Origin of the sequence: Streptomyces sp. 2114.4 (assembly GCF_900187385.1) — a bacterium.
In the GTDB taxonomy this organism is placed as follows: domain Bacteria; phylum Actinomycetota; class Actinomycetes; order Streptomycetales; family Streptomycetaceae; genus Streptomyces; species Streptomyces mooreae.
Map to the genome: position 1 here is coordinate 2,172,569 of NZ_FYEY01000001.1, position 25,120 is coordinate 2,197,688.

At 72.3% G+C, this 25,120-nt stretch carries 14 protein-coding genes and 2 pseudogenes; 8 read left to right on the top strand and 8 right to left on the bottom strand.

Going from position 1 to position 25,120, the window contains the following annotated elements:
* Positions 1–5 precede the first annotated feature (5 nt).
* The 3 genes from CFW40_RS09445 (at position 6) to CFW40_RS09455 (ending at position 3,722) form a co-directional block, all read left to right on the top strand.
* Positions 6–1,679, top strand: a complete 1,674-nt coding sequence (locus tag CFW40_RS09445) for an alpha-amylase family glycosyl hydrolase (protein WP_088797365.1) — start codon at positions 6–8, stop codon at positions 1,677–1,679.
* A 24-nt stretch (positions 1,680–1,703) separates the two neighbouring features.
* Complete coding sequence (locus CFW40_RS09450; RefSeq protein WP_088797366.1) at positions 1,704–2,753, top strand: LacI family DNA-binding transcriptional regulator; 1,050 nt, start codon at positions 1,704–1,706, stop codon at positions 2,751–2,753.
* A gap of 129 nt (positions 2,754–2,882) precedes the next feature.
* Complete coding sequence (locus CFW40_RS09455; protein ID WP_088797367.1) at positions 2,883–3,722, top strand: phosphatase PAP2 family protein; 840 nt, start codon at positions 2,883–2,885, stop codon at positions 3,720–3,722.
* Positions 3,723–3,757: 35 nt separating this feature from the next.
* On the opposite strand, the gene CFW40_RS09460 is transcribed toward CFW40_RS09455, so the two are convergent.
* From CFW40_RS09460 to glnA, 3 genes and pseudogenes are all read right to left on the bottom strand, one after another.
* The gene (locus CFW40_RS09460) at positions 3,758–4,105 is read right to left on the bottom strand and encodes a hypothetical protein (RefSeq protein ID WP_088797368.1); all 348 of its coding nucleotides are present in this window, start codon (positions 4,103–4,105) and stop codon (positions 3,758–3,760) included.
* Positions 4,106–4,277: 172 nt separating this feature from the next.
* A pseudogene (locus CFW40_RS09465) lies at positions 4,278–7,300 on the bottom strand (bifunctional [glutamine synthetase] adenylyltransferase/[glutamine synthetase]-adenylyl-L-tyrosine phosphorylase).
* Positions 7,301–7,328: 28 nt separating this feature from the next.
* On the bottom strand, positions 7,329–8,690 hold the full coding sequence (glnA, locus tag CFW40_RS09470) for a type I glutamate--ammonia ligase (RefSeq protein WP_033270759.1): 1,362 nt from the start codon (positions 8,688–8,690) through the stop codon (positions 7,329–7,331).
* A gap of 853 nt (positions 8,691–9,543) precedes the next feature.
* Between glnA and CFW40_RS09475 the strand changes: the two genes are divergently transcribed.
* Positions 9,544–11,184, top strand: a complete 1,641-nt coding sequence (locus CFW40_RS09475) for a multicopper oxidase family protein (RefSeq protein ID WP_088797369.1) — start codon at positions 9,544–9,546, stop codon at positions 11,182–11,184.
* 86 nt (positions 11,185–11,270) lie between these two features.
* The gene (locus CFW40_RS09480; RefSeq protein WP_176956541.1) at positions 11,271–13,025 is read left to right on the top strand and encodes an NAD+ synthase; all 1,755 of its coding nucleotides are present in this window, start codon (positions 11,271–11,273) and stop codon (positions 13,023–13,025) included.
* 72 nt (positions 13,026–13,097) lie between these two features.
* Here the strand turns inward: CFW40_RS09480 and CFW40_RS09485 are convergent, their stop codons facing one another.
* From CFW40_RS09485 to CFW40_RS09500, 4 genes and pseudogenes are all read right to left on the bottom strand, one after another.
* Complete coding sequence (locus CFW40_RS09485; protein WP_256331537.1) at positions 13,098–14,363, bottom strand: MFS transporter; 1,266 nt, start codon at positions 14,361–14,363, stop codon at positions 13,098–13,100.
* Between the two features lie 231 nt (positions 14,364–14,594).
* A complete protein-coding gene (locus CFW40_RS09490) occupies positions 14,595–15,599 on the bottom strand; it encodes an endonuclease/exonuclease/phosphatase family protein (RefSeq protein ID WP_371127204.1) in 1,005 nt (334 codons plus the stop codon).
* A gap of 366 nt (positions 15,600–15,965) precedes the next feature.
* Positions 15,966–16,607 (bottom strand): annotated as a pseudogene (locus CFW40_RS09495) (TetR/AcrR family transcriptional regulator); the annotation flags it as partial.
* A complete protein-coding gene (locus CFW40_RS09500) occupies positions 16,604–18,223 on the bottom strand; it encodes an MFS transporter (RefSeq protein ID WP_088801999.1) in 1,620 nt (539 codons plus the stop codon). The gene CFW40_RS09500 and the pseudogene CFW40_RS09495, both read right to left, overlap by 4 nt.
* 283 nt (positions 18,224–18,506) lie before the next feature.
* Here CFW40_RS09500 and panB point away from each other — a divergent pair, with 283 nt between their 5' ends.
* The 3 genes from panB to CFW40_RS09515 all read left to right on the top strand — a co-directional run bounded on the left by panB (position 18,507) and on the right by CFW40_RS09515 (position 21,619).
* Positions 18,507–19,367, top strand: a complete 861-nt coding sequence (panB, locus tag CFW40_RS09505; protein WP_088797372.1) for a 3-methyl-2-oxobutanoate hydroxymethyltransferase — start codon at positions 18,507–18,509, stop codon at positions 19,365–19,367.
* A 381-nt stretch (positions 19,368–19,748) separates the two neighbouring features.
* The gene (locus CFW40_RS09510) at positions 19,749–20,792 is read left to right on the top strand and encodes an ATP-binding cassette domain-containing protein (RefSeq protein WP_088797373.1); all 1,044 of its coding nucleotides are present in this window, start codon (positions 19,749–19,751) and stop codon (positions 20,790–20,792) included.
* Positions 20,789–21,619: an ABC transporter permease gene (locus tag CFW40_RS09515; RefSeq protein WP_088797374.1), complete on the top strand. Its 831-nt coding sequence runs from the start codon at positions 20,789–20,791 to the stop codon at positions 21,617–21,619. Before CFW40_RS09510 ends, CFW40_RS09515 begins: the two co-directional genes overlap by 4 nt.
* A gap of 52 nt (positions 21,620–21,671) precedes the next feature.
* Here CFW40_RS09515 and CFW40_RS09520 read toward each other — a convergent pair whose 3' ends face one another.
* On the bottom strand, positions 21,672–25,103 hold the full coding sequence (locus tag CFW40_RS09520; protein WP_088802001.1) for a BTAD domain-containing putative transcriptional regulator: 3,432 nt from the start codon (positions 25,101–25,103) through the stop codon (positions 21,672–21,674).
* Positions 25,104–25,120 lie beyond the last annotated feature (17 nt).

The window sequence follows — 25,120 nt, forward strand, 5'->3', positions numbered from 1 at the left end:
GGCAGATGACCCAGGAGCTCACTTCCCCCAGCCCCGCCCCCCAGGCCCCCGGACCGGGCCGAGGTCCCGGATGGTGGCGCGACGCCGTCATCTACCAGGTCTACGTCCGCTCCTTCGCCGACAGCGACGGCGACGGCATCGGCGATCTGCGCGGAATCCGCGAGCGGCTGCCGTACCTCAAGGACCTGGGGGTGGACGCCGTCTGGCTCACCCCCTTCTACGCCTCGCCCCAGGCCGACGGCGGCTACGACGTCGCCGACTACCGCACCGTCGACCCGCTGTTCGGCACCCTCCAGGACGCCGGCGAACTCCTGCGTGACGCCCATGACCTGGGCCTCCGGGTGATCGTCGACATCGTCCCCAACCACACCTCCGACCGGCACCCGTGGTTCACGGACCCGGAGCTCGCCCGGCAGCGCTACCTCTTCCGCCCCGGCCGGGGCGAGGGCGGCGAACTCCCGCCCAACGACTGGGAGTCGGTCTTCGGCGGCCCGGCGTGGACCCGCACCGACCGGGGGGACTGGTACCTGCACCTCTTCGCCCCCGAGCAGCCCGACCTGAACTGGGAGAACCCGGAGGTGCACGCCGAATTCGAGGCCATCATGCGCTTCTGGCTCGACCTCGGGGTGGACGGCTTCCGGGTCGATGTCGCACACGGCATGATCAAGGCCCCCGGCCTGCCGGACATCGGCCACGGCGCCCAGGCCCAGCTCATCGGCAGCCAGGTCCTGCCGTTCTTCGACCAGGACGGCGTGCACGCCATCCACCGCGCCTGGCGCCGGCTGCTGGACGGCTACGGCGACGCCCGCGGCAGGCAGGTCATCGGCGTCGCCGAGGCCTGGGCCCCCACCCCGGAACGCCTCGCCCTGTACGTACGCCCCGACGAGCTCCACCAGGCCTTCAACTTCCAGTTCCTGAACGCTGCTTGGCAGGCGGACGCCCTCCGCGCGGTGATCGACGCCTCCCTCGCCGCCACCGCCTCCGTCGGCGCCCCCACCACCTGGGTACTGTCCAACCACGACGTCGTACGCCACACCACCCGCCTCGGCGGCAGCCTCGCCCGCGCCCGCGCCGCCACCCTCCTGATGCTGGCCCTGCCCGGCTCCGCCTACCTCTACCAGGGCGAGGAGCTGGGCCTGCCCGAGGTCACCGACCTGCCCGACGAGGTCCGCCAGGACCCGGCGTTCTTCCGCGGCGGCCGGGCGACCGGCGCGGCAGGACCCGGCACCGACACCGAGTCCGCCCCGGACGGTGTCGCCTCCACCAGCGGCCAGGACGGCTTCCGCGACGGCTGCCGGGTGCCGCTGCCCTGGTCCGGCGAGGCGCCGCCGTACGGCTTCGGGCCCGGCGGCAGCTGGCTGCCGCAGCCCGCCGACTGGGCCGGCCTCACCGTCGCGGCCCAGACCGGCGACCCCGCCTCCACCCTGGAGCTCTACCGCACCGCCCTCGATCTGCGGCGCCGGCTGCCGGGACTGGGCGACGGGGCGATGAGCTGGGCGCCCGCCCCCGACGGGGTGCTCGCCTTCACCCGCCCCGGCGTGCTGTGCACCATCAACACCCTGGGGCACGACATCGAACTCCCCACCCCCGGAACACCGCTGCTCTCCAGCGCCCCGGTGACCGTCGACGGCGCCGCCGCCCGCCTCCCCGGGGACAGCTGCACCTGGTGGGCAATCTGACAGCAGACCGGTACAGTCCCACCCATGACCGCCCGGCTCTCCGATATCGCAGCACAGGCGGGTGTCAGCGAGGCCACCGTCAGCCGGGTTCTCAACGGGAAACCCGGTGTCTCCGCCACCACCCGCCAGTCCGTGCTCGCCGCCCTCGACGTGCTGGGTTACGAGCGCCCGGTGCGGCTGCGGCAGCGCAGCGCGGGGCTGGTCGGGCTGATCACACCGGAGCTGGAGAACCCGATCTTCCCGGCGTTTGCGCAGGTCATCGGACAGGCGCTGACCCGCCAGGGCTATACCCCGGTCCTCGCGACCCAGACGCCGGGGGGCTCCACCGAGGACGAGCTGACCGAGATGCTGGTCGACCGCGGGGTGGCCGGCATCATCTTCGTCTCCGGGCTGCACGCCGACACCTCCGCCGATATGCAGCGCTACGAGCAGCTGCGCGGCCAGGGCGTGCCGTTCGTCCTCATCAACGGCTTCTCCGACAAGGTGCAGGCGCCCTTCGTCTCCCCCGACGACCGGGCCGCGGTGGATCTGGCCGTCACCCACCTCAGCGCGCTCGGCCACCGGCGGATCGGGCTGGCGCTCGGTCCCAAGCGGTTCGTGCCCGTGCAGCGCAAGATCGAGGGCTTCGTACGCGCCATGCAGGAGCGGCTGCAGACCGGCCCGGCCGAGACGGAGCCGTTCATCCAGCACTCCCTCTACACCCTGGAGGGCGGCCAGGCCGCGGCGGGCGCGCTGATCGAGCGGGGCGCCACGGCCCTCGTCTGCGCCAGCGACATGATGGCGCTCGGCGCGATCCGGGCGGCCCGGCAGCGCGGGCTCGACGTCCCGCGCGACATCTCCGTGGTCGGCTTCGACGACTCCCCGCTCATCGCCTTCACCGATCCGCCGCTGACCACCATCCGGCAACCCGTCACGGCCATGGGGCAGGCGGCGGTGCGCGCCCTGCTGGAGGAGATCGGCGGCACCCCGGCCCCGCACAGCGAGTTCGTCTTCCACCCCGAGCTGGTGGTACGCGGTTCGACCGCCTCGGCCCCGAAACCGGCCCGGCTCCCGAATCCGCTGCGGACTCCCTGAGGGCTGCCTGAGGGCTGCTTCCCCCAGAATTACGGGGGTCGCGCGTCCCTCTTGAGACCGATATGCGGCTTCGAATACCCGACCGAAGGATGATCGCCGGTACGCCCCTTTCTGGCAGACTGTCTGCCTATGGGTGAAGCGAATACGAGGACGCTGGACGGCCTGCCGACCACCCCGCCACCCAAGGGGGAACGCGCGGACCACCCCGTGGCCGAGAGGCGGATGGCCCGTCTGCGTGCTCCTCGCACCCCCCGGCTCCGGTTCGAGATCCTGCTGATCGCGGTCAGTTACTGGACCTACTCGCTGATCCGCAACGCGGTGCCCGAACAGAAGGCCAAGGCCCTGAGGAACGCCGACTGGATCTGGCAGGCGGAGCACTCCCTCGGCATCGCCGTCGAGCACACCGTCAACCACGCCGTGAACTCCGTGACATGGCTGATCGTCACGATGAACTACTACTACGCGACGCTGCACTTCATCGTGACGATCGGGGTGCTGGTCTGGCTCTACCGCTGGCACCCCGGCCGCTACGCCGCCGCCCGGCTGGCACTCTTCGCCACCACCGGCATCGCCCTGATCGGCTACTACTTCTACCCGTTGGCGCCACCGAGGCTGATGCCGGACGGCGGCTTCATCGACACCCTCGTCAACCACGGAACCTGGGGCTCCCTGGCGTCCGGCAACCTCGCCTCGATGTCCAACCAGTACGCCGCGATGCCGTCCATGCACATCGGCTGGTCCCTGTGGTGCGGCATCACCATCGCCCTGCTGGCCAGGCCCCTGTGGTGCCGCGCCCTCGGCCTCCTCTACCCCGCCACGACCCTCCTGGTCATCGTCTCCACCGCCAACCACTTCTGGCTGGACGCGATGGGGGGCGTGCTGTGCCTCGCCTTCGGGTTCGTGGTGGCGTGTGTGTGGTACGGCAAGCTGCCGCATCGGCTGTCGCGTGTGTCGCCCGTGACGGCGTGAGCCGGGCCGGCCGCTCGCACCGCGCGGCCACCGGGTCAGTCCCGGACGACGCCGTCAGCAGCGGGCGGCCGCCTTTTGGCCTCCGTGTGGTACCACTCGATGAGGTGAGTACGGAACAGCATGGCAGCGAATTCCGGGTCCCAGTCCGCGCTCAGATCGGGCACCACGTTCTGGTTCCGCTCAAAGACCACCCCGGGGCGGCTCGCCATGGAGAAGGCGACAGTTACCCAGATCCCCTTCTCTCTCCGGTCGACCCTCATGTCCCGTAAGGAACCCTGATCCTCTTCCGAGGCCAGGCTCTCCGGCAGGGAAAGCTCCAGGGATCGCTGAAATCGCCCGAACCACTGGCTCACATGTGAGCCGCCACGCGGCGTGTGCTCCATGCCCCCTCCTCTCGGTCCTGTCGTTCAAGGGACGCGGTGATGATGCCGTGGGGCCGGCCGCCACGATGCCCCCACGTTCACTTTCGGGAGGCGACGGGCCCACAGCCCCGCGCAGCGGGCGTGAAACGGCGAACAACCCCCACGGCGGGGCGGCCGACAACGTGGGAGGCGACTACGCCCCGTAAAACAGCTGCTCCACGACGCCCCGCGCCCGCCTCGTCACGCGGCGGTAGTCGTCGATCATCTCGCCGATGTGGCCCTCCTCGTAGCCGAGGTAGCGGCCCACGGCTGCCACCTCGCGGCCGTCGACGGGGAACGTATCGCCGGGGCGGCCGCGGACGACCATGACGGCGTTGCGTACCCGGGCCGCCAAGACCCAGGCCTCGTCGAGAGTCTGGGCGTCCTCGGTGTCGATCAGCCCGGCGGCGTGCGCGGCCGCCAGCGCCTCGCGGGTGCGGGTGGTGCGGAGGCCGGGGACCTCCCAGCCGTGCTGCATCTGCAGGAGTTGGACCGTCCATTCGACGTCGCTGAGGCCGCCGCGGCCGAGCTTGGCGTGGGTGGTGGGGTCGGCGCCGCGGGGCAGCCGCTCGGCCTCCATCCGGGCCTTGAGCTTGCGGATCTCGCGGACCGCGTCGTCGCCCAGGCCCTCGGCCGGATAGCGCAGCGGGTCGATCAGCTCGATGAACCGCTCCCCCAGTTCGACGTCGCCCGCGACCGGTTCGGCGCGCAGCAGGGCCTGCGACTCCCACACCAGCGACCAGCGCCGGTAGTAGGCGGCGTACGAGGCGAGGGTCCGTACGAGCGGGCCCGACCGGCCCTCCGGGCGCAGGTCCGCGTCGATGGGCAACGGCGGGTCGGAGGAGGGGAGTTCGAGCAGCCGGCGCATCTCGTTGGCGACGGCGTGGGCGGCCTTGGCGGCCTCCTGTTCGTCGGCGCCCTCGCGCGGCTCGTGGACGAAGAGGACATCGGCGTCCGAGCCGTAGCTCAGCTCACGGCCGCCGAAGCGGCCCATGCCGATCACGGCGAAGCGGGTGGGCAGGGTGTCGCCCCACTGCTGGCGGACCGCGGCGCGCAGGGCGCCGGCGAGGGTGGCGGCGTTGAGGTCGGAGACCGCGGAGCCGACGGCGTCGACGGAGCGGCCGTGGTCGGTGTCCGCCGGGCTGAACTCGGTGCCGTACGCGCCGATGACGTCCGCGGCGGCCGTGCGGAACAGCTCTCTGCGGCGCACTCCGCGGGCCGCCGCGACCGCCGCTTCCGCGCCGTCCGCACGGCCGACGGCGGCCAGCACCTCCTGCTCCAGCGCGGCCCGGCCGCGTGGCTGCAGCCCGTCGGGGGCACCGAGCAGCGCGACCGCCTCGGGGGCGCGCAGCAGCAGGTCGGGGGCGAGCCGGCCGGCGGACAGCACCCGGGCGAGGTTTTCGGCGGCCGCGCCCTCGTCGCGCAGCAGCCGCAGGTACCAGGGCGTCTTGCCGAGCGCGTCGGAGACCTTGCGGAAGTTGAGGAGTCCGGCGTCCGGGTCGGCGGAGTCCGCGAACCAGGCCAGCAGCACCGGCAGCAGTGTCCGCTGGATGGCGGCCTTGCGGGTCACGCCGGACGCCAGCGCCTCCAGATGCCGCAGCGCGGCCACCGGGTCGGCGTAGCCGAGCGCTTCGAGGCGGTGGCCGGCGGCCCGGGCGGAGAGCCGGGTCTCGCCGGGCTCCAGGGTGGCGACGGCATCGAGCAGCGGACGGTAGAAGAGCTTTTCATGCAGCCGGCGCACTTCCCGGGCGTGCCACTTCCACTCCTTGCGGAGGGTGTCGACCGGTTCGGTCCGCAGGCCCAGCGAGCGTGCCAGGCGCCGCTGTTCGCCCTCGTCCTCGGGCATCAGATGGGTACGGCGCATCCGGAAGAGCTGGATGCGGTGCTCCAGCGTGCGCAGGAAGCGGTAGGCGGCGTCCAGGGCCGCGGCGTCCTGGCGTCCGACGTAGCCGCCGGCGGCCAGTGCCGCGAGGGCGTCGAGGGTGGTGGCGCTGCGCAGGGTGGCATCGCTGCGGCCGTGCACCAACTGCAGGAGCTGGACGGCGAATTCGACGTCGCGCAGGCCGCCGGGGCCGAGCTTGAGCTCCCGTTCGACCTGGGCGGCGGGGATGTTCTCGACGACCCGGCGACGCATCTGGCGCACATCGGCGACGAAGTTCTCCCGCTCGGCGACCTCCCACACCATCGGCGCCAGCGCGTCCACGTACTCCTGGCCCAGCTGCAGGTCACCGGCCATCGGGCGGGCCTTGAGCAGCGCCTGGAACTCCCAGGTCTTGGCCCAGCGCTGGTAGTAGGCGAGATGGCTGGAGAGGGTGCGCACCAGCGGTCCGTTGCGGCCCTCGGGGCGCAGATTGGCGTCCACCGGCCAGATCGTGCCCTCGGCGGTGTTGTCCGAGCACAGCCGCATCATGCGGGCGGCGAGCCGGGTCGCGGCCTGCAGCGCCTGGGCCTCGTCCACGCCCTCCTTGGCCTCGGCGACGAAGATGACATCGACGTCCGAGACGTAGTTCAGCTCCCGGCCGCCGCATTTGCCCATGCCGATGACGGCCAGCCGGCACACCGCGGCGTCGCCGGGCGCCTCCTCGTAGCTGACCTCCAGGGCGGCCCGGACCGTGGCGGTGGCCAGGTCCGCCAGCTCGGCCGCGGCCTCGGCGACATCGGTCGTGCCACAGACGTCGCGGGCGGCGATGCCCAGCAGGGAGCGGCGGTAGGCGGTGCGCAGCGCGTCGGCGCGGGGCCGTTCGGCGTTCTCTCCGCCCCAGATCCCCTCGGCGAGCGCCAGCTCGAACTCGGGGTGGTGGGGTGCAGGTCGACCGACTCGTAGGTGACCAGCGACTGCCAGTCGCGCGGGTGCCGGACGAGATGGTCGGCAAGCGCCTCGGAGGCGCCCAGCACCCCCAGCAGCCGGTCGCGCAGCGGTTTCGCCGCGACGATGGTGCTCAGCAGCGTCTGCTGCTCGTCCCCTTCCTGCGCCTCCACCAGCCGGACCAGGCTGTGCAGTGCCAGGTCCGGGTCGGCGGTGGCGCCCAGGGCTTCGAGCAGCACCGAGTCATCACGTACGGAGGCGAGTTCGGGGGCGTCCAGCAGCTCCCCCGCCGCCGAGGGGTCGGTGAAACCGTGCCTCAGCAGCCGGGTGTAGGTGCTGCTCCGCCGGCCCTGCGGAGCGGGAAGTGCCATGGGTGCAGCCTCTCGGTGGCGCGGTGGCTCAGAGCACGGGCAGCATCTTGCGCAGCTCGAAGGCGGTGACCTCGGAGCGGTACTCCTCCCACTCCTGCTTCTTGTTGCGCAGGAAGAAGTCGAAGACGTGCTCGCCCAGGGTCTCGGCGACCAGTTCGCTGCGCTCCATCAGCTCGATGGCCTCGCCGAGGTTCTGCGGCAGCGGCTCGATGCCCATCGCCCGGCGCTCGGAGTCGGACAGCGCCCAGACGTCGTCATCGGCGCCGGCCGGCAGCTCGTAGCCTTCCTCGATGCCCTTGAGACCGGCCGCGAGCAGCACCGCGTACGTCAGATACGGGTTCGCGCCGGAGTCGATCGAGCGGACCTCGACCCGGGTCGAGCCCATCTTGCCGGGCTTGTACATCGGCACGCGGATCAGCGCGGAGCGGTTGTTGTGGCCCCAGCAGATGTACGAGGGGGCCTCGCCGCCGGCGCCCGCGGTGCGGTTGGCGCCGCCCCAGATGCGCTTGTAGGAGTTGACCCACTGGTTGGTGACGGCGGAGATCTCCCCGGCGTGCTTGAGCAGGCCGGCGATGAACGAGCGCCCGACCTTGGAGAGTTGGTACTCCGAGCCGGACTCGTGGAAGGCGTTGCGGTCGCCCTCGAAGAGGGAGAGGTGGGTGTGCATGCCCGAGCCCGGATATTCGGAGAACGGCTTGGGCATGAACGTCGCCTGGACGCCCTGCTCCAGGGCCACCTGCTTCATGACCAGCCGGAACGTCATGATGTTGTCGGCGGTCGAGAGGGCGTCGGCGTAGCGCAGGTCGATCTCCTGCTGGCCGGGGGCGCCCTCGTGGTGGCTGAACTCCACCGAGATGCCCATCGACTCCAGCATCGTGATCGCCTGCCGGCGGAAGTCCATGCCGACGTTCTGCGGGGTGTGGTCGAAGTAGCCCGAGGAGTCGCCGGGGGTCGGCCGCTGGCCGTCCACGGGCTTGTCCTTGAGCAGGAAGAACTCGATCTCCGGGTGGGTGTAGAAGGTGAACCCGAGGTCGGAGGTCTTGGCCAGGATGCGCTTGAGGACGTAGCGCGGGTCCGCGTAGGAGGGGGAGCCGTCCGGCATCAGGATGTCGCAGAACATCCGGGCGGTGCCGGGGGCCTCGGCGCGCCAGGGCAGGATCTGGAAGGTGCCGGGGTCCGGCTTGGCGATCATGTCGGACTCGTACACCCGGGCGAACCCTTCGATGGCCGAGCCGTCGAAGCCGATGCCCTCGTCGAAGGCCTGCTCCAGCTCCGCGGGAGCCACCGCCACGGACTTGAGGAAACCGAGGACATCGGTGAACCACAGCCGTACGAAGCGGATGTCGCGCTCCTCGAGCGTGCGGAGCACAAACTCCTGCTGCTTGTCCATGGGTCACCAATCCTTGCAGGTCAATCGGCCTGTCCACACGCGCCGGATCACGCGACGTGGCACACCAGTATCACGTGAGGGGGTTACCGTCACATTACGCACCCTTGGCCTGAATCAGAACCGCTGTCCCGTAACCCTCACCCCGCATCCTTCCCGCGGCGAGCGGGCTCAGCGCAGCGGACGGGGGCAAACGGGGGGCTTGGCGGAGTCTTGAAGCGGGCCTGAGCGGTCCTTGACCCGGCGTTGAAGGCTCCGTTCCCTGCCCTTCCCACGCTGATCAGCGGTCGGACCCCGCGGCGGAGAACCCTCCGGCCCAGGCGGTGTCTCCCCGATCATGTCGGGCTCGCGGGACCTGGACGGCGCCGCCGTGCCCCGCCGGAGCGCTCCGGCTCACCCGCCGGACCGCGCAACGGCACTCCGTACGGCGGGCCACCGCGAGACCCATACCCCTCGGGGTTAGATTGCGTCAAGCGGACCTCCTCCCGCGTCCGCCGGTTCGCCGCCCGTCGAGAGGTCCGCGATGCAGGAACAGGGCAAGACCGCCGCGTGGTGCGGCCGTCTGCTGCTGTTCACCGCGGTACCTGCCGCCCTCGCCACCCCCGTCCGGACGCCCGGACACCCCGGCCCCGGCGCCCCGGCCGGGTGGCGGGAGCCCGGCCGGTGCCCGGCAGCGCGCACCGGCCCGCCGCGCGGCCGCTGGCCGATATCCGGACCGCCGCGCCCCCCACTCCCCGCCTGACCGTCGGTACCGCGCGTGCAGGAGCGCGCCCCGCCGCCGACGCCCACCGGAGCCCGCGGCAGTGCCCTCACCCCGCCCAGATCACCACCGACATCGTCTCGAGGTGTTCCTCCCATGCGTACGCACTCCCGCCGCGCCCTGCTCGGCGCAGGTCTCGCCGCCGCCGGCAGCGGCCTGCTGTCCGCCTGCGCCACCGGCAAGACCGGCGCCGGCCCGCACTCCGGTATGGACGGCATGAACGGCACCGTCCCTTCCGCCCGTCCGGACGGCCGCCCCCCGTCCGGCTATGTGTCCCCCGACGGCCCGGAGGTCGCCGAGGCCGAGCGCAGGCGGGGTGCGGGCCCCGTGCGCCGCTTCGCGCTGACCGCCGGGGTCAGCCGGTTCGACCTGGGCGGCCGTACCGTCGAGACCTGGGCGTACGGCGATGCACTGCCCGGCAAGATCATGCGCGTCACCTCGGGCGAGCGGATCGCGCTGGCCCTCACCAACGACCTCCCGCAGCCCACGACGCTGCACTGGCACGGGCTGACGGTGCGCAACGACATGGACGGGGTACCCGGACTGACCCAGCGGTCCATCAAGCCCGGCGCCACGTTCGACTACCACTTCGCGGTCACCACCCCCGGCACCCACTGGGTGCATCCGCACTACGGTCTCCAGTTGGACCGCGGGCTGTACGCGCCGCTGATCGTCGACGACCCCAGGGAACCGCTCTCCTATGACAAGGAGTGGATCGTCCTGCTGGACGACTGGGTCGACGGAGTCGACGGCAGCACACCCGAGAACGTGCTCAAGCAGTTGCACGGGGGCGAGGACCGCGGGCCCATGAGCCATGGCGAGATGGGTTCGGGCCACGCACGGGACAGCGGTCGTGGCGCCCACACCATGCGCGGAGCGGCCGTCCCCTCCGACGGCCCGTCGCGTCTCCTCAAGGGCGCCCGGAGCAGGCTGCTCGGCCACGACGCGGGGGATGTGGACCACCCCTACCACCTCGTCAACGGCCGCACCGCCAAGGACCCGCGGACCTTCCGCGCCAGGCCCGGCGACCGCATCCGGATCCGCTTCATCAACGCGGGCAGCGAGACCGCCTACCGCGTCGCACTCGGCGACCACCGGATGACCGTGACGCACACCGACGGCCTGCCGGTCGAGCACGCCGAGACCGATGCGCTGCTCATCGGGATGGCCGAACGCTATGACGTCCTGGTCACGGCCCGGGACGGCGTCTTCCCGCTCACCGTGCTCGCCGAGGGCAAGGGGCGCTCCGCGCTGGGCCTGCTGCGCACCGGGAGCGGCGAGGCACCCGGCCCGTCCGCCCGGCCCAAGAGCCTGTACGGACGGATCATCACGGCGGACCGGCTCATCGCCGCCGAGTCGGTACGGTCCATGGCGCGCCGCCCCGACCGCACCCTCGAAATGACCCTCACCGGCACCATGGAGAAGTACGACTGGGCGATCAACGGGAGCCCGTACACGCCCTCCCAGCGGTATCCCGTCGAGGCCGGGGAGCGGGTCCGGATCATCTTCCGCAACCACACCAGGATGTGGCACCCGATGCATGTGCACGGCCACACCTTCACCCTGCCCAACGGCGGGCCCCGCAAGGACACCACGATCCTGCTGCCCGGCCGCAGGGTGGACGTCGATTTCCACGCCGACAACCCCGGTCTGTGGATGGTCCACTGCCACAACATCTACCACTCGGAGTCCGGGATGATGACGGTCATCGGGTACCGCAAGAAGTACCGGAATTAGCGGAAGCAGCGGCCCGGGGGTGGGGAAGGGCTTCTCCTGGTCCTTTCCCACCCCCATTGCGTCAGAAAGACGATTACACTGGCGGGGTGCCTCAACTTCGTCTCGCCCTCAACCAGACCGACAGCTGTGTCGGCGCCCTCGACCGGAACGCCGAGACGATCCTGCGCTGGACCCGGCACGCCGCCGACCAGGGCGCGCACCTCGTCGCCTTCCCCGAGATGGCGCTGACCGGCTATCCCGTCGAGGACCTGGCGCTGCGCCCCTCGTTCGTCGAGGCGAGCCGCGAGGCGCTGCGGACGCTGGCCGGCCGGCTGGCGTCGCAGGGCATGGGCGACCTCCCGGTGATCGTCGGCTACCTCGACCGCGGCGCACAGGCCAAGCCGCGCTACGGCCGGCCCGCGGGCGCCCCGCAGAACGCCGCCGCCGTGCTGTACCGCGGCGAGGTCGCGCTGTCGTTCGCCAAGCACCACCTTCCCAACTACGGCGTCTTCGACGAGTTCCGCTACTTCGTCCCCGGCGACACCCTGCCCGTCGTGCGGGTGCACGGGGTGGATATCGCGCTCGCCATCTGCGAGGACCTGTGGCAGGACGGCGGACGGGTGCCGGCGGCGCGCAGCGCGGGCGCCGGGCTCCTGGTGTCGGTCAACGCCTCGCCCTACGAGCGGGACAAGGACGACACCCGGCTGGAGCTGGTCCGCAAGCGGGCCCAGGAGGCCGGCTGCACCACCGCCTACCTGGCGATGATCGGCGGGCAGGACGAGCTGGTCTTCGACGGCGACTCGATCGTCGTCGACAGGCACGGCACCGTGATCGCGCGGGCGCCGCAGTTCGCGGAGGGCTGTGTGCTGGTCGACCTGGACCTGCCCGCGGCGGCGCCGGTGCCCCCGTCGGGCGTGCTGGACGACGGGCTGCGCGTCGACCACCGCGTCCTGTCGCCCGACCCGCTGCCGCCCTACCCGCCCGAGACGCCCGGCGGCGAGGCCGAACGCCTCACGGACCTGGAGGAGATCTACACCGCGCTGGTCGTCGGCCTGCGCGCCTACGCCGCCAAGAACGGCTTCGGCAGCGTGGCGCTCGGCCTCTCCGGCGGCATCGACTCGGCGCTGGTCGCCACGCTCGCCTGCGACGCCCTGGGGGCGGAGCACGTGCACGCCGTGGCGATGCCCTCCCGCTACTCGTCGGAGCACTCCCTCACCGACGCCGCCGAACTCGCGAGCCGTACGGGCCTGGCCTTCCGCACGGTGCCGATCGGCCCGATGTTCGACGCCTATATGGCGGCGCTGCCGCTGACCGGGCTGGCCGAGGAGAATCTGCAGTCGCGGCTGCGGGGCACCACCTTGATGGCCCTCTCCAACCAGGAAGGCCACCTGGTCCTCGCCCCCGGCAACAAGTCCGAGCTGGCCTGCGGCTATTCGACCCTCTACGGCGACTCGGTGGGCGGTTACGGCCCGATCAAGGACGTCTACAAGTCGGTCGTCTACCAGCTGGCCCGCTGGCGCAACCAGGCCGCCGCCGACCGCGGCCGGATCCCGCCGATCCCGGAGAACACCCTCACCAAGCCCCCGAGCGCCGAACTGCGCCCCGGCCAGGTCGACACCGACTCGCTGCCCGACTACGACATCCTGGACCGCATCCTGGAGCTGTACGTCGACCACGACCGCGGCCGGGAGGACATCGTCGCCCAGGGCTTCGACGAGGCCCTGGTGACGCGGGTCCTGCGGATGGTCGACCACGCCGAGTACAAGCGCCGCCAGTACCCGCCGGGCCCCAAGATCTCCGCGAAGGGCTTCGGCAAGGACCGGCGGCTGCCGATCACCAACCACTGGCGGGAGGGGAGCTGACGGGGCGCCGGCTTCCGGGCGGCGGGGCCTGCACGGCCGGGCGGGACGTCCGGCCGGACAGGGCGTGGGCGGTCAGCCGGCCTGGCCCTCGGCCGCGACCGGCGCACCCGCGGCCGGCCCGGCCTCCCTCTCACCGCTGCGGGTCTCGCCACCGTGGGTCTCGCCGCTGCGGGCCACGATCCGTGAGGCGTCGTGAGCACCACGGTCCAGGAGACCGGCCACGACGGCGACGGCCAGGCCCAGGGCGGCCAGCACCGCGCCGACCAGGGTCGGGGAGGTCCAGCCCCAGCCTGCCGCCAGGGCCAGGCCGCCGACCCAGGCGCCACCGGCGTTGGCGAGGTTGAAGGCGGACTGGTTGGAGGCGGCGGCCAGCGTCGGGGCCTGCTGGGCCTTGTGCATGACCAGCATCTGCAGGGGCGTGGTGGTCAGGAAGCCGACCGCGCCGATGAGGACCACCGTCACCAGCGCCGCCCACTTCACCTGGGCGGTGAAGTGGAAGGCCGTCAGGACGAGGGCCAGGGCGGCCAGCGAGCCGTAGAGGGTCGGGCGCAGGGCCCGGTCGGTGAGCGGGCCCGCGGCGAGCGCGCCGAGGGTCATCCCGATACCGAAGAGGGCGAGGACCAGCGGCACGGAGCCCGCGGCGAAGCCGGTGACCTCGGTCATCATCGACGCGAGGTAGCTGTAGACGGCGAAGATCCCGGCGAAGCCGAAGACGGTGGTGAGCAGGCCGAGCAGCACCTGGCGGTTGCCCAGCGCCCGCAGCTCGCTGACCAGGCCGGTGCGCTCCTCGGCCGGCAGCGGGGGGATCAGCCGGGCCAGGGAGGCCATGGCGGCCAGCCCGATGGCGGCCACGACGAGGAAGGTGGCGCGCCAGCCGAGCTGCTGGCCCAGCAGGGTGGCCGCGGGGACGCCGATGATGTTGGCGACGGTCAGGCCGAGGAACATCGTGGCGACCGCACGGGCCTGGCGGCCCTCGCGCACCAGCCGGGCGGCGACCACCGCGCCGACGCCGAAGAACGCACCGTGCGGGAGCCCGGCCAGCAGCCGGCCGGCGATCAGCAGCCCGAAGGTGGGAGCCAGGGCGGAGGCGAGGTTGCCGACCGTGAAGACCGCCATCAGGCCCACCAGCATCCGCTTGCGCGGGATACGGGAGCCGAGGGCGGTCAGGAGCGGGGCGCCGATGACGACGCCGAGGGCATAGGCGGAGACGAGGTAGCCGGCGGTGGGCACGGAGGTGCCCAGATCGTCCGCGACGTCGGGCAGCAGGCCCATCATCACGAATTCCGTGGTGCCGATGCCAAAAGCTGAGACCGCGAGGGCGAGCAGAGCCAAGGGCATGAAAGACCTTTCGGGGTTGTGCGTGCGGCGGGCACGCAGCGCGCGGACCGTACGTACTTAAGTTCCCTTACGGAACAAAGTCTCTCAGGCGCAGTATTCCCACAGGGGAACGGGGCGTGACGAACCCGCGTCGGATCCCCGTCGGCAGTCCGACCCGGTCACCGCCGGCAACCCGTCCCCGGTCACCGCCGGCAACCCGCGGTCACCCTCGGCAGTGCGTCCGTGCGCCGGTCAGATCTTCACCGTCGCCGCGACCGGAAGGTGGTCGCTGCCGGTCTCGGGCATCACCCAGGCCTTGACCGGGTCCATCCCCTTCATCATGATCTGGTCGATTCGGGCCATCGGGAACGCGGCCGGCCAGCTGAAGCCGAAGCCGTCGCCCGCCGCGCCCTGGGCGGAGCGCATCTGGGAGGTGACCGGGGCCAGCGAGCGGTCGTTCATGGTGCCGTTGAGGTCGCCGAGCAGCATGACCTTCTTCTCCGGGTCGGCGGCGATCGCCTCACCGAGCGCCGCGGCGCTGCCGTCGCGCTGGCCTGCGGTGAAGCCCGCCTCGACCTTGACGCGTACCGACGGCAGATGCGCGACGTAGACGGCGAACTTCTGGCCGTCGGCCGCGGTGACGGTGGCCCGCAGCGCGCGGGTCCAGCCCATCTTGATGTCCACCGGCTTCGTCTCGGACAGCGGGCGTTTGCTCCACAGCCCGACGGTGCCCTCGACCGTGTGGTACGGATACGCCTTCGCCAGCCCCTGCCGGTAGACGGGCAGGGCGTCGCCGGTCAGCTCCTCCAGGGCCACCACATCGGCGTCGGAGGCCACGATGTCCCGCGCGGTGGACGCCGGGTCGGGGTTGTCGGCATTGACGTTGTGGGTGGCGACCGTGAGATTGCCGCCGTTGCCGGCCTTGTCGGTGATCTGCCCGCCGAAGAGGCTGATCCAGGCGAACACCGGCAGCACCAGCGCCACCAGCGCGGTCGCCGAGCGGCGCAGCACCGCGACGACGAGCAGCAGCGGGATGCACAGCCCCAGCCACGGCAGGAAGGTCTCCAGCAGACTGCCCAGGTTCCCCACGGTGTTGGGGATCTGGGAGTGCAGCATCATCAGCAGGCCCACCAGGACCGCGAGCACCGCGAGCACGAGGCCGCGCCGCCACATGCCCTCGGGACGCCACCAGCTCCGCAGGCGCTCGGCCCGGGAACCGGCCTCCCCGGGGTTGCGCCCCTGTCCCGGTTCCGTCATGTATGCCTGCGCCATGTAGCTGTCCTCACTGCGTTGCCTCGCCGCGCCTGACCTGTGGTCCCCGACCCTAGGCGATGGTCCGTAATGCGCTTTCTTAGAAGTGAGGACGGCATGGTGGCGGGTCGGGGTTCCGGTACCGGGATTCGTGACAACGGCTGTGACAGAACAGGCATGCGCCGGTCATACGGGGCCGTGTGCACACGGCGTGCCGGGGCGGGCGTCCTTGACTCCAAGGCCCTTGCCGTGCCGCGGAGTTCGGCCCGCCGCGGTATCCGCCGCCCTCGTATCCGGCACCGCATTCTCCGCCGTCCTCGTATCCGCCACCGTCACCTCCACCATCGTCACCTCCGGTGCCGTCGCCTCCGGTGCCGCCGGCCGTACGCCCTCCAGGACCATGTCGACGATGTCCGCCGGAAGGCTCTCGGGCAGTTCCTGCCACTCGTGGAGGAGGGCGCGGGCCAGCAGCGGCCCGACGAAGAGGTCGGCGACGGTCTCCAGGTCCCGGTCGGTGCGGATCTCGCCGTTCGCCACCCCGCGCCGGAGCACCCCGAGCAGCGCCTCGCGGCGGGCCCGTACGACGGTGTCGTGATATTCCGCCCACAGCTCGGGCTGTGCCCGGACGTGGCTGACGAGGGTACGCAGCAGCGCGGAGCTGCGCTTGCCCAGGCCGCGGCGGCGCAGGAACTCCAGCAGCGAGACCAGGTCGTCGCGCACCGAGGTGCCGTCCAGGAGCGGGCCCGGGACGTCCAGGGACCGCATGACGTCGAGCATCAGCGCGCTCTTCCCCGGCCAGCGGCGGTAGACCGTGGCCTTGCCGACGCCTGCCTCGCGGGCGATGCGCTCCATGGACAGCTCACCTATGGAGGCCCCGTCCTCGATCAGGCGCAGCACGGCCTCGATGATCGCCGAGTCGGCCGCGGCGCTGCGCGGCCGGCCGCGGCGCCCGGGGGACGCCGGGCCCGGCCGCTCCCCGGCCGCCGCCCCGGAGTCCGCCGCCGCCCGGCTCATCGCTCCGCGCCCGCCTTCCGCTCTTCCTGCGGCTTGGCCGGCTGCGGCACCGGTGCCCTCTTGCCCGGCAGGAAGGCCGCGGCCACGACGAGCCCCAGCAGCGCGATGGCGGCCGAGCCGAGCGCGGTGATGTGCATGGCGTGGATGAAGGCGTCGTCGGCCACGGCGGTCAGCCGCCGGCCCGCCGGCCCCATCCGGTCCGCGAGCCCGTGCGTCGCCTCGATGGATTCCCCGGCCGCGTGCCGGGCGGCCGGCGGTACGCCCGGCAGCCGGTCCAGGATGTCCTGCATACGGTCGCGGTAGCTCGTCGACAGCAGCGAGCCGAGGACGGCGACGCCGAGGGTGCCGCCGACCTGCCGGAAGACGTTGTTGAGCGCCGAGCCGGAGCCGGCCTTCTCCCGGGGCAGCGCCTGCATGACCGCGACGGTGGCCGGCGGCATGATGTGCGCCATCCCGGCGCCCTGCAGGAAGAACAGCGCCTCCAGGACCCAGATCGGGGTGTCGGTGTCCAGCAGCAGCATGCCCGACATGGTGGTGGCCACCACGAACATGCTGAAGGTGCACACCGCGCGGGCGCCGTACTGGTCGACGGCGAGCCGGGCCCGTGGCGCGAAGATCGTCTGGGCGGCGGCCAGCGGCAGGAACAGCATCCCGGCCTGCAGCGGGGTGTAGCCGCGCACGCTCTGGATGTAGAAGACGGTGAAGAACGCGACGCCCATCAGCGCGAAGAAGACCAGCGCGATGGCGGCGATGGCGGCCGAGAAGGCGGGGCTGCGGAAGTAGCCGATGTCGATGGACGGGTGGTCGCTGTGCTTCTGGTGCAGCACGAAGGCGACCAGCACCGCCAGGCCGCCGGCGATCGTGCCGGCCACCTGCGGGTCGGTGAAGTCGGCGAGCTGACCGCCCTTGATGATGCCGTAGACCAGCAGGACGAGTCCGACGACGGACAGCAGCACCCCGAACGGGTCCAGCCGGCCGGGGCCGGGGTCCTTGGAGTCGGGCACCAGGATCACCATCGCGATCAGCGAGACCACCACGACCGGGGCGTTGATCATGAAGACCGAGCCCCACCAGAAGTGGGCGAGCAGCAGCCCGCCGGCGATCGGGCCGACCGCGATGGCCAGCCCCACCCCGCCGGCCCAGATGCCGATCGCCCGGGGCTGCTCCTCCCGCTCGAAGACGTTCATCAGGATGGCGAGGGTGGACGGCATCACGAAGGCGCCGCCCAGCCCCATCAGCGCACGGAAGGTGATCAGCTCCGCCGGCGATCCGGACACCCCGGCGAGCACCGACCCGACGCCGAAGACGGCCAGGCCGAAGAGCAGCATCTTCTTGCGGCCCAGCCGGTCGCCGAGCAGGCCCGCGGTGAACAGCAGACCGGCGAAGACCAGCGTGTAGGAGTTGATCGCCCACTCCAGCTCGCTCTGGGTGGCGCCGAGGCCGAGCGGGGCCGGAGTCGCGATCGTCTTCATGGCGACATTGAGGATCGAGTTGTCCAGCACCACGATCAGCAGGCTGAGCATGAGGGTGGACAGGATCGCCCAGCGGCGGCGGTGGACGGGTTCCGGGATCTGTCGGGCCGGCGGAGCGCCCGGGGTGCTGGAGGAGGAGGCCATGTCCGGCACCCTAGGGTCGTTCCGATACGAGGCTGTTCCGTATCGGGAAGCCGCGCGGAGGGGCCCTTCTTCCGGGCGAAGCGGTAGTCGTCTTCCGGCCGAAGCGAGGGCGGTCGTCCGGGCGGCGAGACCGGTCGTCCGGGCCGGACAAGGGTGGCTTCCGGCCGAAGCGTGGGCGGTCACGTCCGTTCCCCTTTTCCTTTGTGCGCGGGCCGTGCCAGCATGGTCAGGAGTCCGGGGACACCGTCAGGGTGCCTCGAGATGACGAACAGGAGCCGTCACCATGACGCAGCCTTCGCCTGCCCAGAAGCCGGTTGCCAAGTCTCTGTACGGGGGCTCGGGGTCGCGCCGGATCACCGTCCGGGACATCGCCGCCGCCAAGGAGCGCGGCGAGAAGTGGCCGATGCTCACCGCCTACGACGCCATGACCGCCTCCGTCTTCGACGAGGCCGGCATCCCCGTGCTGCTCGTCGGTGACTCGATGGGCAACTGCCACCTCGGTTACGAATCCACCGTGCCGGTCACCATGGACGAGACCACCCTGCTGTCCGCGGCGGTCGTCCGGGGCACCAAGCGCGCGCTCGTCGTCGGCGATCTGCCGTTCGGCTCGTACCAGGAAGGCCCGGTGCAGGCGCTGCGCAACGCCACCCGGCTGGTGAAGGAAGCGGGCGTGGGCGCCGTCAAGCTGGAGGGCGGTGAGCGCTCCGCCGACCAGGTGGAGCTGCTGGTCTCGTCCGGCATCCCGGTGATGGCGCATGTCGGGCTGACCCCGCAGTCGGTCCACGCCTACGGGGGCTACCCCGTCCAGGGCCGCGGCGAGGAGGCGGCCCAGCAGCTGCTGCGAGACGCCAAGGCGGTGCAGGACGCCGGTGCGTTCTCGGTCGTCCTGGAGGCGGTACCCGCCGAGCTGGCGGCCGAGGTCACCCGTTCGCTCTACATCCCGACCGTCGGCATCGGCGCCGGCCCGGACTGCGACGCCCAGGTGCTGGTATGGACCGACATGGCCGGCATGACGGCCGGCCGGGTCCCGAAGTTCGTCAAGCAGTACCTGGACCTGCGGGCGCAGCTCGGCGGGGCGGCGAAGGCGTTCGCGGAGGATGTCATTGGCGGCGCGTTTCCGGCGGAGCCGCATCTCTTTCACTGAACCGTTCAGGTCGGCTGACCCGCCGTAGGGGTTTCTCGCCGTAGCTCCCCCACTGCCTAAGGGGCGTGGGAGGTGCCCCAGCGGCGGGCGGGTCCGCTGCGCGGGGCTGTGGTGGGGGGAAGCGTTGAAGGCCGGTGGGGGTGCACGTAAATGACCACGTGCGCCCCCACTCACGCTCTTCCACCCACTCACGGGAGGTGCCGCGCCGCAGGACGAAGTCCGGAGGAGCGGCACCGCACCCGACACACCACGCCCGCCGCAGGCGGAACGGTGAGAAACCACCGCGGCGGGGAGGCCGACAACGTGGGAGGCCGAAGCAAGCGCCAGGCCTTGTCGGCGACTTGTCGGCACGCTGTCGGTGGCGGCTGACACCTTGGGGACATGACGCGACAGACGATATCCACCAAGGGCGGCAACGCCGTGGAGGTGCGCGGTCTGGTCAAGCACTTCGGCGCGGTCAAGGCCGTCGACGGGGTGGACCTGGACGTGAAAGAAGGCACCGTGCTCGGCGTGCTCGGCCCCAATGGCGCCGGCAAGACGACCCTCGTGCGGTGCCTGTCCACCCTCCTCGTGCCGGATGCCGGCAGCGCCGTCGTGGCCGGCTTCGATGTGGTGCGCCAGCCCCGCGCGCTGCGCCGCACCATCGGCCTGACCGGCCAGTACGCCTCGGTCGACGAAAAGCTCTCCGGCTGGGAGAACCTCTACATGATCGGGCGGCTGCTCGATCTGTCCCGCAAGGACGCCCGCCGCCGCGCGGACGAGATGCTGGAGCGGTTCTCGCTGACCGAGGCCGCCAAGCGGGCCGCGGCCAAGTACTCCGGCGGTATGCGCCGCCGGCTCGACCTCGCCGCCTCGATGATCGGCCGGCCGGCGGTCCTCTACCTGGACGAGCCGACCACCGGTCTGGACCCCCGCACCCGCAACGAGGTGTGGCAGGAGGTCCAGCAGATGGTGCGCGAGGGTGCCACGGTGCTGCTGACCACCCAGTACATGGAAGAGGCCGAGCAGTTGGCCAACGAGCTGACGGTCATCGACCGCGGCCGGGTGATCGCCGAGGGGCAGGTGGACGAGCTCAAGGCCAAGGTCGGCGGGCGGACGCTGCAGATCCGGCCGTCGGACCCCGGCGAGCTGGACCGGACGGCCGAGGCCGTCGGCCGGGCCGGTCTGGACGGCATCGCGGGTGCCACCGCCGACCACGACGGGGGTGTGGTCAACGTGCCGATCACCAGCGACGAGCAGCTGACCGCGGTGGTCGGTGTGCTCGGCCGCGAGGGCATCGCGCTCGCCGGGATCAGCACCCATCTGCCCAGCCTGGACGAGGTGTTCCTGGCCATCACCGGCCAGAAGACCTCCGAGGCCGGGACCGGGTCCGGGGCCGGGTCCGAGGACGCCAGGGACGAGCAGTACGCGGGGGTATCGGCATGAGTACGGCAACGATGACGGCGCCACGGGTGAAGGCCGGCGCCGATGAGGGCCGGGTCGGTCTGCGGGCCAATCTGCGGCACATCGGGGCGCTGGTGCGGCGCAACGCCCTGCAGATCAAGCAGGATCCGGAGTCCATGATGGACGTCCTGCTGATGCCGATCATCTTCATCCTGCTGTTCACCTATGTCTTCGGCGGCGCGATCGCCGGCAAGGGCAACCAGCACGAATACATCCAGCGCCTGGTGCCCGGCATGATGGCGATGCTCGGCATGAACATCGCCATGGCGGTGGGCAGCGGCGTCAACGAGGACTTCCGCAAGGGCGTGATGGACCGCTTCCGGACGATGCCCATCGCCCGGTCCTCGGTCCTCATCGCCAAGATCGTCGTCGAGATCGGCCGGATGCTGATCGCCACCGCCATCCTGCTCGGCATGGGCTTCCTGCTCGGCCTGGAGATCAAGGGCAGCATGCTCGCGTTCCTCGCCGCGGTCGCGCTGTCCACCGTCTTCGGCGCCGCCCTGATGTGGATCTTCATCCTGCTGGGGCTCACCGTGAAGACCCCTCAGGCGGTCCAGGGCATGGCGATGCTGGTGCTGATGCCGCTGCAGTTCGGCTCGTCGATCTTCGCGCCGACGACCTCGATGCCCGGCTGGCTGGAGGGGTTCACCAAGGTCAACCCGCTCTCCAACCTGGCGGACGCGTCCCGTGCACTGATCAACAACCAGGGCGCCGTGGCCCATCCGGCGCTGGTCACCCTCGGCTGGGCGGTCGCCATCACGGCCGTCACCATGCCCCTCGCGGTGGCGAAGTTCCGCAAGAAGACCTGACGCGCGTCCCGCAGGGGGTTTCCCTGCGGGACGGCCCTTCGCCCGGCTCGCGTCAGATGAGGGCGGCGGCCTCTTCGAGGGAGAGGCCGCCGCCTTCGGCGTACGCCTGCGCATAGGCCGTACCGCCCACCAGCGTCCGCGCGGCCGCCTCGGTGCGGGCCCGGTCGTCGCGGATGAGCCGCGGCGGGACATGGCCGGTCGCCCGCAGCGCGTCGTACGCCCCCACCAGGCGCGCCGCGTCCCGCCCCGCGGCCTCGCCCCGTACCGCCATCAACACCCTTGCACCGGTGAGGAGTTGCACCACCGGGAGGTCCGGCGCGATCATCTGCGTCAGGGAGTCCTGCATGCGGTCCATGGCCGTCCGGAACCTCGGCAGCAGGCCCTCCTCGCGGTGACCCTCGTCCAGGTCCAGCGAGATCAGCAACGACTCCAGCATCCCGGCGAACAGGTCCGGGGCGCGCGGGGCGAAGAGCTCACGCACCACGTGCAATTCCGCCCGCGCCTCCTGGTGATCCCCCTTCAGCGTCAGCCACATCGCGAGGGTCAGCCGGGCGAACGGCTCGGTGTCCCGGCCGCTGTTGCCCTTCGCCGCCTCGGCCAGCACCTCGCGCAGCATCCGCTCGCCGGTCTCCGCCTGGCCGTCCTCGATCAGTACGGCACCCAGCCGGCAGCGCAGCAGCAGGGTCTGGCCGTGCGCCCCCAGGTTCTCGGCGTGCACCATCGCCGCCCGGTAGTCGCGCGCCGCCTGCGCGTACGCACCCCGCTTCTCATGGGTTTCGGCGCGTCCCGCCAGCGCCTCGGCCGCGCCCCATGCGTCGCCGAGCCGCAGGAAGGAGCGCAGCGCCTCGTCGGCATCGCGGGTCGCCTGCGCCAGCCCGCCGGCGCGGTCGTTGAGGATCTTCGAGCGGAACTGCAGGATGTAGGCCAGCTCCCATTCGTAGCCGAGGTCGCGGCAGGCCTGCACCGCGCCCTCGACCAGCTCGGCCAGCTCGTCGAACCGTCCGGTGATCAGCACCGCGTAGTACCACAGCGCGCCGGGCACCTTGCAGGTCTGCGGCATGCCGGTGCGGTAGACGGTGAGCATCCCGGCCAGCTCTTCCTGCATCGCCGGATCGAGCAGCGCCTCGATATCGCTGTCCCGGCTGGAGAGCGCGACCAGCCGGACCTCGCGGCGGGCCTCGAGCAGTTGCTCGAAAGCCATCGGCGGGGGTGCGTCGATGGGTCTCTCGTGCAGGTCGGGGGCCGGTTCGGCGGGCGGGGTGAAGGGGTTGGGGCCGAGCGCGGCAGCCGCCGTCGCCCAGTGGCGGGCGTCGCCGCGGTGGTCGCGCAGCGACCAGAACCACTGCAGGGACAGCACCAGGCACAGCGCCTCGTGCTCGTCCCGTGCGGCGAGGGCGCGGCGCAGCGCGGTGCGCAGGTTGTCGTGCTCCAGCTCCAGCCGCTCCATGCCCGCGCGCTGGCCGGGCCCGCGCAGCAACGGGTCGGTGGTACGGGCCAGTTCGCGGTAGGCGACGAGGTGGCGGCGCTCGGCACCGGCCCGTTCCCCGGCCTCGTCCAGCCGCTCGCCGGCGTACTCCCCCACCGTCTCCAGCAGCCGGTAGCGCATCTCTCCGCCGCCGGAGCGGCTGCCGCCCGGCGACTGGCCGGCCGGGGCCGCGACCACCAGCGATTTGTCGATCAGCGAGCCGAGCAGCCCGGCCACCTCGCGCCGGTCGACACCGTCGCCCGCGCACACCTCTTCGGCCGCGGCCAGGTCGCAGCCGCCGGCGAAGACGGACAGCCGGCGCAGCACCGCCCGTTCGGGCTCGTCGGTCAGGTCCCAGGACCAGTCCACGACCGCGCGCAGCGTCTGCTGGCGGGGCAGCACGGTCCGGCTGCCGCTGGTCAGCAGCCGGAAACGGTCGTCGAGCCGGTCGGCGAGCTGCCGCGGCGTCAGCAACCGCAGCCGGGCCGCGGCGAGTTCGATGGCCAGCGGCAGCCCGTCCAGCCGGGTGCAGATCTCGGTGCAGGCGGCGGTGGTCTCCTCGTCGGCCTCGATACGGAAGCCGGGCAGGGCGGCGGCCCCGCGGTCGGCCAGCAGCCGCAGCGCGACGGGGGCGGGCAGCGGCTCGACCGGCCGCAGCACCTCGCCCGGTACGGCCAGCGGCTCACGGCTGGTGGCCAGCACCGTCACCCCCGGGCAGTCGGCCAGCAGCCGCTCGGCGAGCTCGGCGGCGGCGCCGATCACATGCTCGCAGTTGTCGAGGACGAGCAGCATCCGGCGGCCGGCGCAGTGCTCGGCGAGCCGGCCGAGCGGGTCCAGGGCGGTCGGATCGGCGGCGGCCCGCAGTCCTTCCGCCGTGGTGCCGCGGACGACCGTCTCCCGGGCCCCGAGCGCGGTCAGTACCGCCTCGGGCACGGTCTGCGGATCGTCCACCGGTGCCAGCTCGGCCAGCCATACGCCGTGCGGCCAGGCGTCCGGCAGCGCGGCCGCGGCGGCCTCCGCGCCCTCCTGCGACAGCCGGGTCTTGCCGGCGCCGCCGGGGCCCAGCAGCGTCACCAGCCGGTGCTCGGCCAGATCGGCGCGGATCGCCGCCAGGTCGGTGTCCCGCCCGACGAAGGAGGTGAGCCGGGCACGGAGGTTGCCGGGGCGGGGGCGGGGCGGGGTGAGGTAGGGGGCGGGGACGGCCGAGGGGACGGGGGCTGTCGTGGGGGCGCCGGGGCCGGCGGGCGGGTGTGCGGTGCCGGGAGCGTGGGGGTGCGCGGGCGGCGGGGCCGTCTCCGCCGGCGGGCGGAGCAGTTCCGCGTGCAGGGCGCGCAGCTCCGGGCCCGGATCCGCGCCGAGGCGGTCGGCGAGGCCGGTGCGTATCTCCTCGTAGGCCGCCAGTGCCTGTGCCGTACGGCCCGCGGCACGCAGCGCGCGCAGCCGCAGGGCCTGGAGGGGTTCGTCCAGCGGATGGTCCTGGCACAGCGCGAGGAGGGTGGGCAGCGCGCGGTCGGCCCGGCCGAGGGCGAGGTCGGCGGCGAGGCGGGTGCGCTGGGCGTCCAGGCGGCGGCGTTCGGCGCGGGAGGCCTCGGCACCCGCGTCCGGCAGATCGGCGAGGGCCGGACCGCGCCAGAGCGCCAGGGCGTCGTCGAGCAGGGCGGCGGCGCCGGCCGGGTCCGCTGCGGTCAGCGCCCGGCCGCCCTCCGCCGCAAGCCGCTCGAAACGGTGCAGGTCGACGGCGTCGGGCTCGGCGCACAGCAGGTAGCCGCCGTCGGCCGAGGCGACCGCGGCATGCCCCAGGGCACGGCGCAGCCGGCCGACCAGCGCCTGCAGTGCCCCGCCCGCGTCGGCGGGCGGGTCCAGGCCCCAGATGTCGGAGATCAGCACGTCCGGGGAGAGTGCCCGGCCGGGGCGCAGCGCGAGGGCGGCGAGCAGCGCGCGCAGGCGTGGTCCGCCGATCGCGACGGGGGTGCCGTCGGGCCGGTCGGCCTGGGTGGTGCCGAGAATTCCGTAGCGCACCGGCCCATTGTCGTCGA

What these genes read in the sequence shown, in the direction of transcription:
- CFW40_RS09445 (WP_088797365.1), top strand. Translation starts at nt 6, where the DNA reads ATGACCCAGGAGCTCACTTCCCCCAGCCCCGCCCCCCAGGCCCCCGGA.
- CFW40_RS09450 (WP_088797366.1), top strand. Translation starts at nt 1,704, where the DNA reads ATGACCGCCCGGCTCTCCGATATCGCAGCACAGGCGGGTGTCAGCGAG.
- CFW40_RS09455 (WP_088797367.1), top strand. Translation starts at nt 2,883, where the DNA reads ATGGGTGAAGCGAATACGAGGACGCTGGACGGCCTGCCGACCACCCCG.
- CFW40_RS09460 (WP_088797368.1), bottom strand. Translation starts at nt 4,105, where the DNA reads ATGGAGCACACGCCGCGTGGCGGCTCACATGTGAGCCAGTGGTTCGGG.
- glnA (WP_033270759.1), bottom strand. Translation starts at nt 8,690, where the DNA reads ATGGACAAGCAGCAGGAGTTTGTGCTCCGCACGCTCGAGGAGCGCGAC.
- CFW40_RS09475 (WP_088797369.1), top strand. Translation starts at nt 9,544, where the DNA reads ATGCGTACGCACTCCCGCCGCGCCCTGCTCGGCGCAGGTCTCGCCGCC.
- CFW40_RS09485 (WP_256331537.1), bottom strand. Translation starts at nt 14,363, where the DNA reads ATGCCCTTGGCTCTGCTCGCCCTCGCGGTCTCAGCTTTTGGCATCGGC.
- CFW40_RS09490 (WP_371127204.1), bottom strand. Translation starts at nt 15,599, where the DNA reads ATGACGGAACCGGGACAGGGGCGCAACCCCGGGGAGGCCGGTTCCCGG.
- CFW40_RS09500 (WP_088801999.1), bottom strand. Translation starts at nt 18,223, where the DNA reads ATGGCCTCCTCCTCCAGCACCCCGGGCGCTCCGCCGGCCCGACAGATC.
- panB (WP_088797372.1), top strand. Translation starts at nt 18,507, where the DNA reads ATGACGCAGCCTTCGCCTGCCCAGAAGCCGGTTGCCAAGTCTCTGTAC.
- CFW40_RS09510 (WP_088797373.1), top strand. Translation starts at nt 19,749, where the DNA reads ATGACGCGACAGACGATATCCACCAAGGGCGGCAACGCCGTGGAGGTG.
- CFW40_RS09515 (WP_088797374.1), top strand. Translation starts at nt 20,789, where the DNA reads ATGAGTACGGCAACGATGACGGCGCCACGGGTGAAGGCCGGCGCCGAT.